Raw genomic sequence first — 16,554 nt, forward strand, 5'->3', positions numbered from 1 at the left:
TCAGGTCATCCGGCAGTGGGTGGTGAGTTCGCCGAGTCCTTCGACGCTCACCGTCACTGTCGACCGGTCGCGCAAGAACACCTGAGGGTCGCGGGAGTACCCGGCCCCGCCCGGGCTCCCGGTCGAGATGAGAGTACCGGGCTGCAGCGTTGCCGAGCGTGAGAGGTACGAAATCAGGGTCGGCACCGACCGGATCATCATCGCTGTCGACGAGTCCTGCATGAGATGACCGTCGAGCACGGTGGTGATGTGCAGGTTCTGCGGATCAGACACTTCATCCCGCGTCACGACAACGGGACCGGTCGGGGTGAAGCCGTCGAAGGACTTGCAGCGTGACCACTGCGCTTCGGAGTACTGGATGTCGCGGGCGGTGATGTCGTTGACGACCGTGTATCCGAAGACGTAGTCGAGAGCATCCTCCACCGAGACGTTCTTCGCTGGCCTGCCGATGATCACGCCCAGCTCAGCCTCGTAGTCGATCGATTCGCTGAGCGACCGCGGCCAGCTCGTCGTCCCGTCGTGCCCGGCAAGCGAGTTCGGCCAGAGGGAGAACACCGTCGGTGCCGAATCGGCCTTGAGGTTCAATTCCGCCGAGTGGGCGGAATAGTTGAGACCGATGGCGATGATCTGCGGCGGACGAAGAACAGCGGATGCGTGCCGCAGGTCCGTGAGCGGGGTGAGGCCGACACCGGATGAGACGGCAGCATGAGCCATGGTCCTGATGCGGGCGAGTTCGTCGTCGCCTCGCTCGATCAGCTGCTGGAGTGTCTCGGGGGCGTCATCGAGGATCTCATCGAGAAAAAGTGCTCCGCTCCCGTCCACGATCGCCAGGCGGACAGGGGAGCCGGGGTTCTCCTCGTCGAGAAGGTGTGCGAATCTCACCCTCCTAGGCTAGCCGACCTCTCGTTTGCAAGCAGACCGCGCGAATGACGGCCAGCCAGTACTCTGATCGGATGTCGTCTTCGCCGCACGGATACCCCTCCCAACCGGTCGATCCCCGGAGCCCGCAGCCGCACGTCTACCCGCAGCCGGTCCACGCTCCGCAGCCCGCACAGCCGGTCTGGTCGGAGCCGGTCCGCCGCACGTCGGCTCCGGCCATCCTCGGGGCGATCGGAGTCGGCATCCTGGGCTTCGTGCTGCTCGCCGTCTTCGGCTACCTGGTGGTGTTCATCGGACCCGGCGCTGTCACCGTCGGTTTCCTGGCGGCCCTTGTCCCGCTCGTCGTCGTGCTCGCCGCGATCGCCTGGATCGACCGGTGGGAGCCGGAGCCCCGACTCGCCTTGCTGTTCGCCTTCCTTTGGGGTGCAGCGGCATCTGTCGCCATCGCCCTGCTCGTCGACCTCGGGGTCCAGGTCGCCGCGCTGGTCGCAACAGGGGAAGGGTCAGGGGTCTTCCTCCAGGCCGTCGTCCAGGCACCGATCGTCGAAGAGACGGCCAAGGCTGCTGGTGTCGTTCTGCTCTACCTGGTGGCACGCAAGCACTTCGACGGACCGGTCGACGGTCTCGTCTACGCGGCGGTGATCGCGGCCGGGTTCGCGTTCACCGAGAACATCCAATACTTCGCCCTGGCACTGGCCGAGGGTGGGCTCGGAGACCTGGGAGCGACCTTCTTCATGCGCGCGATCGTGTCACCGTTCGCCCACGTGACCTTCACCGCTCTGACCGGTCTCGCCCTCGGCCTTGCCGCCAGGCGTCACGTCGGCGTCGGCGCCGTCGGCTACGCCATCGTCGGGCTTCTCGGTGCGATCGTCCTCCACGCGTTGTGGAACGGCGCCTCTTTCTTCGCCAGCACCCTCGAGTCGTTCGCGACCTACTTCCTGATCGTTCAGGTCCCGATCTTTCTCGCACTCATCGTGATCACCGTGCTCGTGCGGCGGCATGAGGTCCGGCTGACCGAGGCGCGCCTGAGCGAATACGCCGCGGCAGGCTGGTTCACGCCTGCCGAGGTGCAGATGCTGGCCTCGTGGCCCGGCCGTCGGCGTGCGCGGGCCTGGGCACGCACGCTCCCAGGAAATCGTGCAGGCGCGATGAAGGCGTTCACTCGGGATGCCACGCGCCTGGCTTTGACGAGGCAGCGCATGATCACCGGCAGGAATGAGCTCGTCCACCGAGCGACGGAGAACGACCTGCTCGCGGCCGTGACGTCGGCGCGGCGACAGGTTCTCGGCCTGTAGGCCGACAGGCGCCAGCAGCCGCACTTCCCGCCTGCGAGCCACCGTGATTTGTGGCCCGGCGCCTCCCCGGCACGCTCTGACGCGACGGCTCGCTGATAACTGTTCGGTCTCGAACATCGGATCCGTCCTTGACAATCGCGGTGTAATCGATTTCACTGTGAACTGTTAACAGTTAACGGAGTGAGACAACGTGGTTTCAGACATTGCACCTGTACGGGCCGAGGCTCTCGGCACGCTCGTCGCGAAGCAGTTGCGCGATCGAATCGTGCGGGGTGAATTCGCCCCGGGCATCCACCTCGCCGAAGACACCCTTGCTGAACAGTTCAACGTCAGCAGGGGACCGGTCCGCGACGCTCTTCAGCGGCTCCAGGCCGAAGGGCTGGTCGAGTCGCGGCGCCGCAAGATCTTCACGCTGGAGCTCAGCCCTGACGACATCCGGGATCAGTATGCGCTGCGCGAGGCGGTCGAAACTCTCGCCGTACGGCTGGCGATCGAGCGAGCGACGCCTGAGCAGTGGGATCAGGGCCGGGTCTTCGTCGAGCGGATGCGGGTCGCCGCGCGCTCCGAAGACCATGATGCCTTCGCCCGCGCGGATACTGCTTTCCACTCCTACACGTTTGCACTGGCCAGGCACCGCAGGCTCGAAGCGGTCTGGCAGCAGTCCGAACCCATTCTCACCGCCCTCCTCGAGTTCACGGTCCAGGTCGACACCGATCTCGAGGCATCCGCTGAGGACCACGCCGAACTTCTCGACCTCATGTCCTCCGGGCACATCGGTCGCTCTGTCGAAGAAGTCAGCGCCCACATCCACCGTTCCTGCGAGCGAATGGTTTCGTCCTATCGCCTCGCCGTCACTCGCCAGCAGAATCCCGCTGCCGGCTAGCACCTGGCAGCATTTCGCTGCCGTCCCAATGAAAGGTAAACCGTGTCCTCCCAACTAGTCCGAAACACCGTCGTTCGACGCACGTTGGCCATTGCAGTGAGCGCCGGCATCGCCGTCGCAGGCCTGTCGGCTTGTTCCTCTCCCGCCGCTCCGACCGATTCCGGCGAGAACGCCAGTGAGACGAGCTTCCCCGAGAAAGACATCAACTTCATCGTCCAGGCTGCGGCCGGTGGCGGCTCCGACCTGTCGTCCCGAGCGCTCGCCGCCGAACTCGAAGAATCCCTCGGCGTCAGCATCGTCGTCGAGAACCGGCCGGGGGCATCCGGCTCGACTGCCATGCAATACGTTGCAGGCGCAAACGCGGACGGGTACACCATCGGGTTCGTGCCGGTCGAGATCTCGATGCTCGAACACCTGGGCTTCGACGTACAGCCGGACGACTACGATTTCCTCGGCCAGATCATGTTCAGTCCCGGCGTGATCGCCGTGCCGGCCGACAGCCCGTATGAGACGCTCGACGACCTGATCGATGCCTCGAAGGACGAGGCCATCACCGTCGCCAACTCGGGCGCAGGCTCGGTCTGGGAAGCAGCCACGCTCGCCCTCGCAGACGACGCCGACGCCGACCTCACGCCCGTGCCGTTCGACGGCGGAGCCCCGGCCGTCGCCGCTGCTCTCGGCTCGCAGGTCGACGCGGTTGTCGCTGGAGCCGGCGAGACCGCTCAGGCACACGCAGACGGAACGCTCCGTGTCCTCGCCCTGTTCAACGACGAAGAGCACCCGATGCTCGAGGACGTCCCGACGGCTGAGAGTGAGGGCTACGACGTGCTCTTCGGCGGGTGGGGCGGCGTCTACGCTCCCGCTGGGCTGCCAGACGACGTGAAGAAGGTGCTGACGGATGCCATCGAAGAGGGCGCCCAGTCTGACAGCTTCGCCGACACCATCACCCCGAGCGGTGCCCTGACCGTGTACAAGACGCCGGACGAGTTCACCGAGTTCGTGAACTCGGAATCCGATCGTTTCAGCACCCTCCTCAAGTAGGCGATGACACCGATGCACGCACGCCGTCGCGCTAAGGCCACCCCGACCGTCGTTCCGGCGGCCGGGGTGGCCGGGGCGCCTTCCGCAGCCGACGTCGAGCCTGAACGTGCCGCGCCGTCCTCGCGCAGGCTCGAGGTCATCACGGCGTCCGTGACGCTCGGTGCGAGTGTGGCAGGATTCGCACTCGCGCAGGCAATCGAACTTCGGACGGAGACCGGGGGAGTAGACCCCCGGTTCTGGCCAACGGTCCTCTCGATTCTCGGCGGAGCGCTGTCCATCGCACTCCTGTTGATTGCCATCGTCCGCCCGCCATTCGATCGTTCCGACCTGGAGACCAGCAACCGGCAGGGCTGGATGCGACTCGGTGCCTCATTGATCAGCGCCGTTCTCTTCGTCGCGCTCTGGCAACTCACCGGGTACCTCGTCGCCACGCCGCTCTTCCTGGCGGCGCTGCTGCTGATCTTCGGAGGTCGCGGCTGGAAGACCCTGGTGCTGTTCCCGGTGATCACCACCGCGCTGACGTACCTGCTGTTCCACTCATTGCTCAAGGTGCCACTATGAATCCCCTCCTTTCCGGCCTCGAAGCGCTCATCGACCCCACCGTCTTCGTCTGCCTCGGTCTTGGCCTCGTGCTCGGAATGCTCGTCGGCGCGTTTCCCGGCATCACAGCGACCATGGCCGTTGCACTCGCCAGCGGGTTCACACTCACGCTCGAACCTGTCCAGGGCCTCGCTGTCCTGCTCACCATCTACGTCGCGGCCAATTTCGGCGACCGGGTGCCGGCCATCCTCGTCAACACACCGGGCACGCCCGCATCGATAGCGACAACGCTTGACGGGTACCCGATGGCGAAGCAGGGTCGAGCGGGACTGGCCCTGGTGATCTCGGCCCTCGGTTCCGCGATCGGCATCCTCGCGAGCATGATCCTCTTCGCGGCGGCCGCCATTCCGATCGCGCGGCTCGCCCTCGAATTCGGGCCCTCCGAGATGTTCGCCCTGGTGCTCTTCGGCCTCACGATCATGATCAGTATCTCGTCGAGGTCGATCATCAAAGGGGTGTTGTCAGGAGTTCTCGGACTCGCACTCGCCACCATCGGGCGAGACCCGATCACCGGTGACCAGCGGTTCACCTTCGGTATCAACGAGCTGTCAGGTGGCGTCGACTTCATCGCTGTGATCATCGGTGTCTTCGGCATCGCCGAACTGTTCGACCAGCTTCTGACTCACCACGCCGCCAAACTGCGGCCGATCTCGTCACTGGGGCGATGGTGGCCGACCAAGTCCGAATATCGTCAGATGGGGCGTCCGCTCGCTGTCGGAGGCACGGTTGGTCTCATCGTGGGTGTCATCCCGGCCGCCGGTGGCGATATCGCCGGCCTCATCGGGTGGGATCGTGCTAAACGCGCATCGAAGCATCCCGAGGAATTCGGTAAGGGATCCATCGAAGGCGTCACGGCATCCGACACCGCATCGAGCGCGACACTCGGTGGGTCACTGACCACCACGATGGCACTGGGAATTCCGGGAGACTCGGTCATGGCGGTCATGATCGGTTCGATGATCATCTGGGGGATCCAGCCGGGGCCGTCCCTGTTCACCAACCGTCCAGACCTCGTCGTGAGCATCACGGCCATCATGGTGATCGCCACCCTTCTGTCACTCGCCATCAGCCTCGTCAGGATGCGCGGGATGGTGAAGCTGCTCGATGTGCCCGTGCATTACCTGTGGGCGACCATTCTCATGTTCTGCATCGTCGGTACGTACGCCACGACCAACAACATCTTCACTGTGGTGGTGATGCTGGTGGCTGGAATCGTCGGCCTCATCATGAAACGGACCGGATTCCCGGCGGGACCGCTCGTGCTCGGTCTGCTGCTCGGACCGCTGGCCGAATCGAACCTGCGCAGGGCGTTGCTCATCGAAGGCCCCATCGGCCTGGTGAACCACCCGATCTCCGCCGTGCTCATCGGCCTGGCGCTCCTGGCCATCATCGCGCCGATCGTCGGTCGCCTTCGGCAACGACGTAAGACACAGGCAACACTGCCCGAAAAAATCGACTCCCTCCCGTGATCTTCGAAAGGACCACACCCATGAGCGAAACCATTCGCCGAGACATCCTCACCGCCGTCCCCGTCGCCTTCACGCACGAGGGGGAGGTCGACCTCGCCGGATCCCGCGAGATCCTCGAGTTCGTCGCAGCATCCGGGGTCTCCGGCGCATTCGTGCTCGGGACCACCGGTGAGTTCGCCGCCCTGTCTCGGGAGGAACGCCGACAGCTCGCTGCCCTGAGCCTTGACGTGCTCGACGGTCTCACCGTGGTCGTTCACGTCGGCGCACCGAGCCTGTTCGAAGTCCGTCAACTCATTGCGGACGCCATCGAACTGGGTGCGACCGATATCGCCGTGCTCACCCCGTATTACCTCCCGGCCAGCGACGAAGCCGTCTTCCGCTTCTACGAGTCGGTGGCTGAGGCGAGCTCAGGGCTCCGCGTGTTCGCGTACCTCTTCGAGGCGCGGACCGGCATCCGGGTGTCTCCCGAACTTCTCGCACGCATCGCCGACCTGCCTACCATCGTTGGAGCGAAACTGAGCGGCGAGAGCCTCGAGTCCGTCAGCGCCTACCGAGCAGCCGTGCCGGCGGACTTCGAACTCTTCACCGGTGCTGACCGTGACCTCGCTCTCGCTGCCGAGCATGGAGCGCAGGGCGTCGTTTCGGGGATATCGTCAGTGTTCCCTCGACCGTTCCTCGATCTCATCGTTGCCCTCGACGGTGGAGACGCGTCACGGATATCCGAGGCGCAGACAGCCGTGAACGATGTCGTCGACACCGTGATCGGCGACCCGGCGCGGATGAAGGCGGGGCTCACACTGCAGGGAGTGAACGCAGGGTACAGCCGGATGGCGCTCGACGAACCGAGCGAGGATGTTCTCTCCGAGCTGCGACGAGCTGTTGCCGCGTACGCCGGGGACCGGTTCGCCTGATCGCATCGGATCCGACGATGGCACGGGCCCTGAACAGACTCATCGCCCTGTGCCGCGGCAGTGCCTGCAGGTCGACGGGGCGATGAGTTGTACTGCGTCCAGCATGCACCGCGATCACCTCGAACGCAAGCAATTTCCGATCGGGAGCTTCAGCTGACGGCCTGCCAGATGTTGAGCCCGAACCAGCCGATGGCGACAACGATCACGAGAACAGCGACGGGACCGAGGCTGCTCTTCATCCGTCTGCCCTGCGGCGCGACGACGTTCAGGCGGGGGTCACCGACGCGATCGTCGGCGTAGCGGTCGGTCTGGCTCAGCGTCTTCGCCCCGACCGTCTCGACGATCCGGTCGAGTCGCTGCCAGACGGCCGGCTGCACCAGGTCGAACGGCTTCGTCGAGTAGACGAACATCCAGTCGTCCACGATCTCGACGTCGAATGCTGACGACTCGTCGATGAGGAGCGCCATGAGGTCAGGGGTGAAGACGTAGAGGGCGTCACGCCCATACTCCGGCGGCGCGTACAACGTGAAGTAATTGTCGAAGTCTCCCTCGAGCGAGAGAGCGGAGTCCGCGCCGAATCGCTGGGGGAGATTGCTGCCGAACAGGTTGTTGCTTGTCGCGTCGAGAACCATGTGCGGCAGTCGGCGATCGAGTCGGAGCGCGATATACCCCCAGCGGTAGACGGTGCTGCTCTTGCCGCGTTTCACCGTGTAACGGTAGTTGGCGATCTCGAGCGGCCGGTTCCCGTCTGCCCGGACGGAGTCGATTGACGATCGGGAGGTGCCGATGTCGAAGATCATTCCCGCGTAGGCGGGCGCGGCGATGTGGCCGGTGTACGTCGCGTTTCGAGCCGCAGCGAATTCGCGCAGCCGCAGCCGCTTCTCCCACGTCGCAGCTGTGCCGCTCCAGCCCCGCCAGGCTGAAACGGCGACTACGGCAGCCGAGGCCCCGAGGACGATGGGAACCACGAACGAGAAGACGCCTCCGGCGCCCACTCCGTTGCCGAGCAGCGACGCGATCGTGGAGAAGGAACTCCCGAAGACCGAAAAGGCGATCACACCGAAGACAACCAGCACGACCAGCTGCATCGACGATACCGGTGCCCTGGTCGTCTTGATCCAGCCCGACGTCTTCGCCCACTGACGGAACTGCGTGACCTCGGCGGCCGAAACAGGACGGGTAAGAGCGGAGTAGGCAGCGAAGGTCACGGGCCCGAGCCTAGTGGCGTCCCGCTTTGACGCGTGGGCGGGGAGGGGGTTGGATGGTCACATGACCGAATCGCAGAACACCAAGCCCGAAATCGACGCACCAGAGGGCCCTGCCCCCACCGAACTCGAGGTCGTCGACCTCATCGTCGGCGACGGTGCGGAGGCCGCGGCCTCCTCGACCGTCAATGTGCACTACCTCGGCGTCTCGTACGACTCCGGCGACGAGTTCGACTCGTCATGGAGCCGCGGCGAGTCGATCAACTTCCCGCTCCGCAACCTCATCGCCGGCTGGCAGGAAGGCATCCCGGGCATGAAGGTCGGTGGACGCCGCAAGCTCACCGTTCCGCCGCAGCTCGCGTACGGTGCAGCTGGTGGAAACCACCCGCTGTCCGGCCAGACCCTGATCTTCGTCATCGACCTGCTCGGAGTGAAGTAGCGCTTGAACGTCTCAGAGCTCGTTCTCGAACTGAGCGACACGATCCCGGACTTTCCGAAGTCCGGGATCGTGTTTCGTGATCTGACGCCGGTATTCGCCGATGCGGATGCTTTCCGCGCGGTCATCGATGACATCGCGACACGGTTCTCCGGCCAATTCGACGCCGTCGCAGGCGTCGAAGCCAGGGGATTCCTCCTCGCAGCAGCCATCGCCTATGCCGCGCACGTCCCGCTCGCCGCGGTGCGCAAGGCCGGCAAACTTCCAGGCGCGGTGATCAGTGAGGAATACGACCTCGAGTACGGCACCGCCGAGTTGGAGATCCGGCCGGGGCAGCTCGCACCAGGTACCCGCGTGCTCATCGTCGACGATGTCATCGCGACCGGGGGCAGCGCTCAGGCTGCTGCCCGTCTTCTCGAACGCGCTGGTTACCTCGTCGCCGGTATCGGCCTCGTCCTCGAACTGGACGGGCTCGGCGGCCGCGAGAAACTCACCGGTTACGACGTCTACTCGATCGTGGCCGAACCGGCGTAGACGCATCCGTGACCTGTCGTCAGTGGTCGGCGATCCAACTCGCGATATAGAGCACGATTGCGACGAGGGGGAAGAACCCCTGCAGGGTCGCGGCCCTGATCCGGCCCCGGCCGCTCGTCACGAGGACCAGCGCGGCTGCGAGCATGCTCGCGACCGAGAAGAGTCCGAGAGCGAAACCGGCATCCTTCGCCCCGACGCCGTAAAGGATGGCACCGATGAGCGCCCCGACGGCGAGAAAGAGGTTGTAGAAGCCCTGGTTGTACGCCAGTACCCGGGTGGTCTCCGCGTCTTCGGCGCTCGGCAGGCCGAACCGCTTCCAGACCGCCGGTCGGGTCCAGGCGATGGACTCCCAGTAGAAGATGAGCACGTGGATCGCGGCCGACAATGTCGCTGCGACGGTGATGAGGATCTCCATGCGGCTGAGCCTATTGGCCTCCTCGACCGTTCGCCAGTATCGCCGTGCCGGATCTGGCCACCCGGGTGCCGAGCGCCCGGGTGAGGTCTGACAGCAGATCGTCGACGTGTTCGAGACCGATCGAGAGGCGCACGATCCCGGCATCCGGTCGTGCCTCGGCCGCGACCGGGCGATGGGTCAGTGACGCGGGATGCTGCACGAGCGAGTCCACCCCACCCAGAGACACGGCGTGGGTGACGAGCCGACAGGCTTCGGTGAACGCACGAGCGGCGGCGAAATCGCCGAGGTCGAGCGCGAGAATCGATCCGGGACCGGCGAGTTGCCGTCCGATCAGGCCGTCAGGATCGTGGCCGGGAAGGCCAGGGTAGAACACCGCCCGCACGGCCGGATGAGACTCCAGCCGCGCTGCGACCAGCGCCGCTGATTGCTGCTGGGCACGTACCCGAATGGGCAGGGTGCGGAGGCCCCGGTGCAACAGGTACGCGGCGAACGGGTGCAGCAGTCCACCGGTAAGGGCACGCACCTGGCGGAGCCTGATCATCCACGCTTCCGGCCCGGCAACCACCCCGCCCATGACGTCCCCGTGGCCGCCGATGAGCTTCGTGGCGCTGTGCAGAACGAGTGTCGCACCATGCCTCAGGGGCTGCTGGAGCACGGGCGAGGCGAAGGTGTTGTCGACGAGAACGGGCACGCGGCCTGCCTGTCGAACGACATCAGCGATGTCGACGAGTTGCAGTGTGGGGTTCGCCGGGGACTCGAGAATGACGAGACCCGTGTCTGAGCTGATTGCGCCGGCCACCTCGTGCGCATCGCACCAGGTCACCGACGTACCGAGGAACCCGGATTCCAGGACGTGATCCGTTCCGCCGTACAGCGGTCGCAACGCAACGACGTGCCCGGCGCCCGCCCGCACGGCCGCGATCAGGACAGCAGAAAGCGCGGCCATCCCTGTGCTGAAGGCGACGGCGGCGTCAGCGTATTCCAGATCGGCGAGCGACTCCTCGAACCGAGCCACTCCCGGCTGCCAGAGCCGCTGGTACACCGCAGAGGCACCGTCCTCGAGCGGATGCCCAGTGGCGAGGTTTTCGTAGGAATCTCCTCCACCGTCGATGTCGGGAAGGGGGAAGGTGGTCGAGAAATCGATCGGAGGGACGTGTGCGCCGCCCAGGTTCGACATCCCGCCGTGGACCGCCCGGGTCTCCAGGTGTGCATCGTCAGTGAGCATGACCGAATTTCAACAGATTCTTCGATCGACTACAAGAGATGTAACAGGTACTATGACTACACCATCAATTGGTCGAAGATGTTGCGTCGAAGCGAAGGATTGCGGTCATGGAAACGAAGAAGCCCCAACTTGACAATACCGACCGAGCGCTCCTGAGGGCACTCTCGACCAACGCCCGGGCATCCGGATCGCAGTTGGCTACCGATCTCGGTCTCGCCGAATCGACCGTTTCGCTCCGCCTGAGACGGCTTCACCAATCCGGCCACATCACGGGCTATCACGCCGACATCGACCTCGCCGTTCTCGGCGCACCGCTCCAGGCGCTCATCGCCGTTCAACTGGCCCAGCACAACCGGGCAGACATCCAGAAGTTCCGCCGTGAAGCGCCGACCTGGCCTGGTGTGCTCTCGATGTTCCACATGGGTGGCAGGGACGATTACCTCATGCACGTGGCCGCTCGCAGCACGGCGGACCTGCGAGAGTTCGTCGTGCAATACCTCACCGGGCATCCTGCTGTGGCACACACCGAGACGAACCTTGTGTTCGAGCACGCTGCAGGGACCGGCTGGCAACAACTGCTCGCCTGAATGTCGCCGATCGGGAATGCACCGGGACTCGTCGAACTTGGACTTCTCGAAAGGTTGTGTGTGTGAAACTCTCTGTTCTTGATCTCGTCCCCGTCCGCTCTGCCCAGTCTTCGGCTGACGCCCTCGCTGCTGCTCTCAGCCTGGCTCGCGTCGCAGACGATGCCGGCTACGAACGGTACTGGGTGGCCGAACACCACAACATGCCGTCGGTGGCTTCGACGAACCCGGCTGTCATCATCGGCATCCTCGCCGCCCACACCGCTCGGATCCGTGTCGGATCCGGCGGCGTCATGCTGCCCAACCATGCCCCTCTCGTCGTGGCCGAGCAATTCGCGTTGTTGGAGGCGGCGACACCGGGCCGGATCGACCTCGGTCTCGGCCGCGCTCCCGGAAGCGACCCGGTCGTCACCGCCGTCCTCAACCGCTCGGGCGCAACGAGCGACGTCAACCAGTTCCCCAACTACGTCAGCGACATCATCACGCTTCTCGGGGACGAGGGCGCGACCGTGCGCCTCACCAGCGGCGACGAGTACCAGTTGCGCGCGACGCCCGCAGCGACCAGCACGCCTGACGTCTGGCTGCTGGGATCGAGCGACTACTCGGCCACCCTCGCTGCGTCCCTCGGCCTTCCTTATGTCTTCGCACACCACTTCGCCGGGGCGGGCGCCGAGCGTGCACTCGAGATCTACCGGAGTCAGTTCCAGCCGTCGTACCTGCTCGACGCCCCCCGCACCTTCGTCACGGCGAACGTGGTCGTCGCGCCGACGGCATCCGAAGCCCGCGCTCTTGCCCTGCCGAACCTTCAGCACATGGCGCGCCTGCGCACGAGCGAGAAACTCGGGCGGCTGGCGACGGTCGAAGAAGCCGCAGCGACGACGATGACCGGGCTGCAGGACGAATTCATTGCGTCGTCGCTTGGCAGCTGGATCATCGACGAGCCCGTTGCTGCCGCTCAGCGTGTCCGCGAGCTGGCGAAGCGCTTCGGGGTCGATGAGGTCATGGTGTCACCAGGGGCTTCGGCTTACGCGGCCGAGCCGCTGAACCGCGCGCTCGGGCGGGAGCAGACGCTTCACCTGCTTGCTGCGGAGTTCGCGGCCGACACGGCAGCGTGATGGGTGGCGACCGGGAGATCACGGCAGAATACTGACATGACCGAACCCGATCGCCCCCGCACCCGGCTGGGCAGGCTCGACGCCCTGCCGTTCACCCGAGAGCATCGCAAGCTGCTGGTCGGCTCGGGTATGGGCTGGGCCCTCGACGCCATGGACGTGGGGCTCATCTCGTTCGTCCTCGCCCAGCTCGCGGTGACCTGGAGCCTCACCGGCACCGAACTGAGCTGGATCGCGTCTGCCGGGTTCATCGGCATGGCCATTGGCGCGAGCCTCGGCGGGCTGCTGGCCGACCGGCTCGGGCGCAGGCAGGTCTTTGCGATCACCCTGCTGATCTTCGGGATCGCGACGGGTGCGTCAGCTCTGGCCTGGTCCGTCGGAGTGCTCATCGCCCTGCGCTTCGTCGTCGGACTCGGGCTCGGAGCCGAGCTGCCCGTCGCATCCACCCTCGTCTCGGAGTTCGCACCGCCGCGCATCCGGGGCCGCATCATCGTGCTGCTCGAAGCGTTCTGGGCGGTCGGCTGGACCCTCGCCGCGGTGATCGGCTTCGTCGTGGTGCCTGCGAGCGCAGACGGCTGGCGGTGGGCGCTCGCGATCGGCGCCGTCCCCGCACTCTATGCGGCATTCATCCGGTTCGGGCTGCCCGAATCGGTGCGCTTCCTCGAGTCCCGCGGTCGATTCGCCGAAGCCGAGGCGACGGTGAGGCGGTTCGAGGCCTCGGCCGGGGTGACACCCCCGACGGATGCCGGTGCTCACGGGGAGCAGCCGGCAGACATCCGGCCGGGACTGAGCGCCGGGCGCCAGATCGGCGCACTCTGGGCCAGGCCCTACCGCCTGCAGACCGCAGCGCTGTGGGTCGTCTGGTTCTGCGTGAATTTCTCCTATTACGGGGCGTTCGTCTGGCTGCCGACGATCCTCGTGGCATCCGGGTTCTCCCTCGTCAGGTCGTTCGGGTACACGCTGATCATCACGCTGGCCCAGCTGCCCGGCTATCTCGTGGCGGCGTGGCTGGTCGAGAGGTGGGGGAGAAACAAGACCCTGGCCGTGTTCCTCACCGGATCCGCCGTCTCCGCCGTTCTCTTCGGGCTGGCCGGTCTGGAGTGGCAGGTGATCGGCGCCGGCATGCTGCTGTCGTTCTTCAATCTCGGTGCCTGGGGTGCCCTCTATGCAGTGACTCCTGAGCTGTACCCAACCGACCTGCGGGCAACCGGCTCAGGTTGGGCGGCCGGTGTCGGTCGTATCGCCTCGATCATCGCCCCGCTGCTCGTGCCGGTGCTGACCGGGTTCGGAGGGAACGTGCTGTTGTTCAGCGTGTTCGCCGTCTTCTTCCTCATCGCTGCGGCAGCGGCACTCACCCTCGCAGACAAACGCGGCAAGTCACTCGACGAGGTCTCACCGCCCGAGGTCGCCCGGGTCTGACCTGGGTCACTCCGCTGGCGGAGAGAACGGATGCGCCGGGCGCAGGTCACGCTTCTGCTCGTCACGTTCGCGCACCCGGTCGACGAGTTCCCGCCACGCCCCGGTGAGATCCTGCTCGGGAATGAGCGCCTCGCGGGGTTCGGGAATGACCGGTTGGTACGGCTCGCAGTTGATCCGGTAGAGGTAGCGGTCCGGTTTCGGTTCATCCTGTGGGATGTCGTCCCACGGCAGACCCTTCAGCAGCACCAGCCAGGCCTGTTCGTCCGGCTCCTTCTCGACGTACACCTGCCAGCGGCGTGAGATGCCGGCGAATCCGCCACTACGCGTCACGGTCACCTTCATGCCCGCGATCGTACTCTTCTCAGCCGGTGACGCCTACCGCCTGCCAGGCTGCGCGCACCGCATCGGCCTCTGCCGAGTCGTCGCCGTGCAACCGCGCGGCTGCCTCGACCGTCGCCCGGGCGAACCCGGCGAAGTCGGTCGTGGCCGTGATGTCACCCGTGAGCGTCTCGTACCAGATCCGGCCGGCGCGCTCCCAGGCGTTGCCGCCGATCGCGGATGCTGCGAGATAGAACGCCCGATTCGGGATGCCGGAGTTCAGGTGCACCCCGCCGTTGTCATCGTCGGTGTCGATGTAGTCCTCCATGTGCCCGGGTTGGGGATCCTTGCCGAGCACATCATCGTCGTATGCCGTGCCCGGTGCTTTCATCGAGCGCAGCGCTGTGCCTTCGACCTCGTCGGTGAAGATTCCCTCGCCGATCAGCCAACTCGCCTCCGCAGCCGACTGGTTGCGGGAGTGCTGCTCGACCAGTGCGCCGAACACGTCAGATACCGACTCGTTGAGGGCGCCGGACTGGCCCGAGTAGACGAGGTTCGCTGTGTACTGGGTCACGCCGTGCGCGAGCTCGTGACCGATCACGCTGAGCGACCGGGTGAAACCGGCGAAGACCTGGCCGTCTCCGTCGCCGAAGACCATGCGGTTGCCGTCCCAGAACGCGTTGTCATACGCGTCGCCGTAGTGGACCGTCGCCTCGAGCGGCATCCCGTTGCCGTCGATCGACGCGCGGGCGAATACCTCCCAGTAGAGCGCGTGGGTGTGGCCGAGGCCGTCGAATGCCTCGTTGACGCTGGCGTCGTCGACGGCAGCGTCGCCTTCGCTGCGGACGAGCCGCCCGGGAAGGGTCTCGGTACCTGCGGCGTCTGAGATCGCGCGCTCGGGGCGTGACGGATCGGCGGGCGGTGTGGCTGCTCGCGTGCGGCTCGGCGGCCGCATCGTCGTCGGCTCACCCGGACGCACGCCGTGAAAGGGGTGGTCGCTGTCGAGCGCCCGCTGCGCGGAATGCCGCGCATGCTCCAGTCGGGGGTCGTCGAGGCCGGCGAGCTGGGCGAGGAGGTACGGCGGAACGATGGTGCACCGAGTTCTACCCCAGTGCAGGGCGGGGGTGCCGGATGCGGTCGGCTGCTGTCTCGATGTCATACCGGAAGTCTGTCACCGCCCTCCGACACGGTGTGGCCTCCCGGCGCGGCGCGGCGCGAGCCGGGGGCGTTGCTCCCGTGGTCGCCACGAGCGCGCTGTCACGCCTGACCGTAGACTCGGCCAATGCGATGCGGAATCACGATCCTCCCGCAGGATCCCTGGCCAGAAGCCCGACGCAAGTGGATGGCGGCAGAAGAGTACGGCTTCGACGCCGCGTGGACGTACGACCACCTGTCGTGGCGGACCCTCGCAGACGAACCGTGGCATGCCACGATCCCCACCCTCACCGCCGCGGCCGTGGTGACGAGCACCATCGGACTCGGCGTCATCGTCTCGTCGCCGAACTTCCGGCATCCGGTGCCGTTCGCGAAGGAGGTGGCCGCCCTCGACGAGATTTCCGGCGGCCGGTTCCGCCTCGGTGTGGGACCGGGAGGAACCGGGTTCGACGCGTACGTGCTCGGCCTGCCCGAGTTGTCGCCCCGTGAGCGCCACGACCGGTTCGCTGAGTTCGTCTCGGGACTCGACCTGTTGTTGCGTCACGAGCTGCCGGGCAGCGGGGGTGTTTCCTTCAGCGGGGACTGGTTCACCGCTGTCAGCGCCCGGATGGTCGGAGCGCCGGCGCAGCATCCTCGGGTTCCGTTCGTCGTTGCCGCGAACGGGCCGAAGGGGATGCGGGTGGCTGCCGAATACGGACAGGGATGGGTGACGACCGGAAAGGACGGTGCAGTCGGTGAGGAGTGGTGGTCATCCGTCAGCGACCTCGCCGGACGATTCGAGGAGGCGGCGTTGTCGGTGGGGGCAGACCCATTGGCCATCGACCGTTCCCTCATGGTCGATTCGGGCGGCGCATATGCTCTCGACAGCATCGACCGGTTCGATGACATGGTCGGGCGCGCCGCCGACCTGGGGTTCACCGACGTGATCACCCACTGGCCGCGTGCAGACGGCTTGTACGCCGGATCGGAAGACATCCTCGCCGACGTCGCAGACCGCCTGCCCGGGTTGCGCTGACCGTGAGACGCGGCGAGTCGTTCGCGGCGGCATCCGACTGAAACGGATGCCTCGGTGC

18 protein-coding genes are annotated in these 16,554 nt (G+C 66.0%); 12 read left to right on the plus strand and 6 right to left on the minus strand.

Going from position 1 to position 16,554, the window contains the following annotated elements:
* Positions 1-882 (minus strand): fumarylacetoacetate hydrolase family protein, encoded by an 882-nt coding sequence (locus tag IWX78_RS13735; protein WP_196834136.1) that lies wholly within the window; start codon positions 880-882, stop codon positions 1-3.
* Positions 883-953: 71 nt separating this feature from the next.
* Here IWX78_RS13735 and IWX78_RS13740 point away from each other — a divergent pair, with 71 nt between their 5' ends.
* From IWX78_RS13740 to IWX78_RS13765, 6 genes are all read left to right on the plus strand, one after another.
* A complete protein-coding gene (locus tag IWX78_RS13740) occupies positions 954-2,174 on the plus strand; it encodes a PrsW family glutamic-type intramembrane protease (protein WP_196834138.1) in 1,221 nt (406 codons plus the stop codon).
* 190 nt (positions 2,175-2,364) lie between these two features.
* Positions 2,365-3,057 carry a GntR family transcriptional regulator gene (locus IWX78_RS13745; RefSeq protein ID WP_196834140.1) on the plus strand — a complete coding sequence of 231 codons (693 nt, stop codon included), beginning with the start codon at positions 2,365-2,367 and terminating at the stop codon, positions 3,055-3,057.
* A gap of 42 nt (positions 3,058-3,099) precedes the next feature.
* A complete protein-coding gene (locus tag IWX78_RS13750) occupies positions 3,100-4,098 on the plus strand; it encodes a tripartite tricarboxylate transporter substrate binding protein (protein ID WP_196834141.1) in 999 nt (332 codons plus the stop codon).
* Between the two features lie 12 nt (positions 4,099-4,110).
* Positions 4,111-4,659: a tripartite tricarboxylate transporter TctB family protein gene (locus IWX78_RS13755; RefSeq protein ID WP_196834142.1), complete on the plus strand. Its 549-nt coding sequence runs from the start codon at positions 4,111-4,113 to the stop codon at positions 4,657-4,659.
* A complete protein-coding gene (locus IWX78_RS13760; RefSeq protein ID WP_196834144.1) occupies positions 4,656-6,167 on the plus strand; it encodes a tripartite tricarboxylate transporter permease in 1,512 nt (503 codons plus the stop codon). The genes IWX78_RS13755 and IWX78_RS13760 overlap by 4 nt, the downstream gene beginning before the upstream one ends.
* Positions 6,168-6,187: 20 nt before the next feature.
* Complete coding sequence (locus IWX78_RS13765) at positions 6,188-7,078, plus strand: dihydrodipicolinate synthase family protein (RefSeq protein WP_196834146.1); 891 nt, start codon at positions 6,188-6,190, stop codon at positions 7,076-7,078.
* A 149-nt stretch (positions 7,079-7,227) separates the two neighbouring features.
* On the opposite strand, the gene IWX78_RS13770 is transcribed toward IWX78_RS13765, so the two are convergent.
* On the minus strand, positions 7,228-8,286 hold the full coding sequence (locus tag IWX78_RS13770; protein WP_196834147.1) for a hypothetical protein: 1,059 nt from the start codon (positions 8,284-8,286) through the stop codon (positions 7,228-7,230).
* Positions 8,287-8,347: 61 nt separating this feature from the next.
* On the opposite strand from IWX78_RS13770, the gene IWX78_RS13775 reads away from it, so the two are divergent.
* Positions 8,348-8,722 carry an FKBP-type peptidyl-prolyl cis-trans isomerase gene (locus IWX78_RS13775; RefSeq protein WP_196834148.1) on the plus strand — a complete coding sequence of 125 codons (375 nt, stop codon included), beginning with the start codon at positions 8,348-8,350 and terminating at the stop codon, positions 8,720-8,722.
* Positions 8,723-8,725: 3 nt separating this feature from the next.
* The gene (locus IWX78_RS13780) at positions 8,726-9,253 is read left to right on the plus strand and encodes an adenine phosphoribosyltransferase (protein ID WP_196834149.1); all 528 of its coding nucleotides are present in this window, start codon (positions 8,726-8,728) and stop codon (positions 9,251-9,253) included.
* Positions 9,254-9,272: 19 nt separating this feature from the next.
* On the opposite strand, the gene IWX78_RS13785 is transcribed toward IWX78_RS13780, so the two are convergent.
* Positions 9,273-9,668, minus strand: a complete 396-nt coding sequence (locus IWX78_RS13785) for a DUF1304 domain-containing protein (RefSeq protein WP_196834150.1) — start codon at positions 9,666-9,668, stop codon at positions 9,273-9,275.
* Positions 9,669-9,678: 10 nt separating this feature from the next.
* Entirely contained in the window at positions 9,679-10,893 is a 1,215-nt protein-coding gene (locus tag IWX78_RS13790) for a trans-sulfuration enzyme family protein (protein ID WP_196834151.1), read from the minus strand.
* Positions 10,894-11,000: 107 nt separating this feature from the next.
* Here IWX78_RS13790 and IWX78_RS13795 point away from each other — a divergent pair, with 107 nt between their 5' ends.
* The 3 genes from IWX78_RS13795 (at position 11,001) to IWX78_RS13805 (ending at position 14,008) form a co-directional block, all read left to right on the plus strand.
* Positions 11,001-11,480, plus strand: a complete 480-nt coding sequence (locus IWX78_RS13795) for an Lrp/AsnC family transcriptional regulator (protein WP_196834152.1) — start codon at positions 11,001-11,003, stop codon at positions 11,478-11,480.
* Between the two features lie 62 nt (positions 11,481-11,542).
* Positions 11,543-12,592, plus strand: a complete 1,050-nt coding sequence (locus IWX78_RS13800; protein ID WP_196834153.1) for an LLM class flavin-dependent oxidoreductase — start codon at positions 11,543-11,545, stop codon at positions 12,590-12,592.
* Between the two features lie 36 nt (positions 12,593-12,628).
* Positions 12,629-14,008, plus strand: a complete 1,380-nt coding sequence (locus IWX78_RS13805; RefSeq protein WP_196834154.1) for an MFS transporter — start codon at positions 12,629-12,631, stop codon at positions 14,006-14,008.
* Between the two features lie 6 nt (positions 14,009-14,014).
* Here IWX78_RS13805 and IWX78_RS13810 read toward each other — a convergent pair whose 3' ends face one another.
* Positions 14,015-14,350, minus strand: coding sequence for a protealysin inhibitor emfourin (locus IWX78_RS13810; RefSeq protein WP_196834155.1), 336 nt, complete (start codon positions 14,348-14,350; stop codon positions 14,015-14,017).
* A 19-nt stretch (positions 14,351-14,369) separates the two neighbouring features.
* Positions 14,370-15,485: a M4 family metallopeptidase gene (locus IWX78_RS13815; protein WP_196834156.1), complete on the minus strand. Its 1,116-nt coding sequence runs from the start codon at positions 15,483-15,485 to the stop codon at positions 14,370-14,372.
* 123 nt (positions 15,486-15,608) lie between these two features.
* On the opposite strand from IWX78_RS13815, the gene IWX78_RS13820 reads away from it, so the two are divergent.
* Positions 15,609-16,496, plus strand: coding sequence for an LLM class flavin-dependent oxidoreductase (locus tag IWX78_RS13820; RefSeq protein WP_196834157.1), 888 nt, complete (start codon positions 15,609-15,611; stop codon positions 16,494-16,496).
* Positions 16,497-16,554 lie beyond the last annotated feature (58 nt).

Source organism: Mycetocola sp. CAN_C7, from assembly GCF_015752285.1.
Taxonomy (GTDB): Bacteria; Actinomycetota; Actinomycetes; order Actinomycetales; family Microbacteriaceae; genus Mycetocola_A.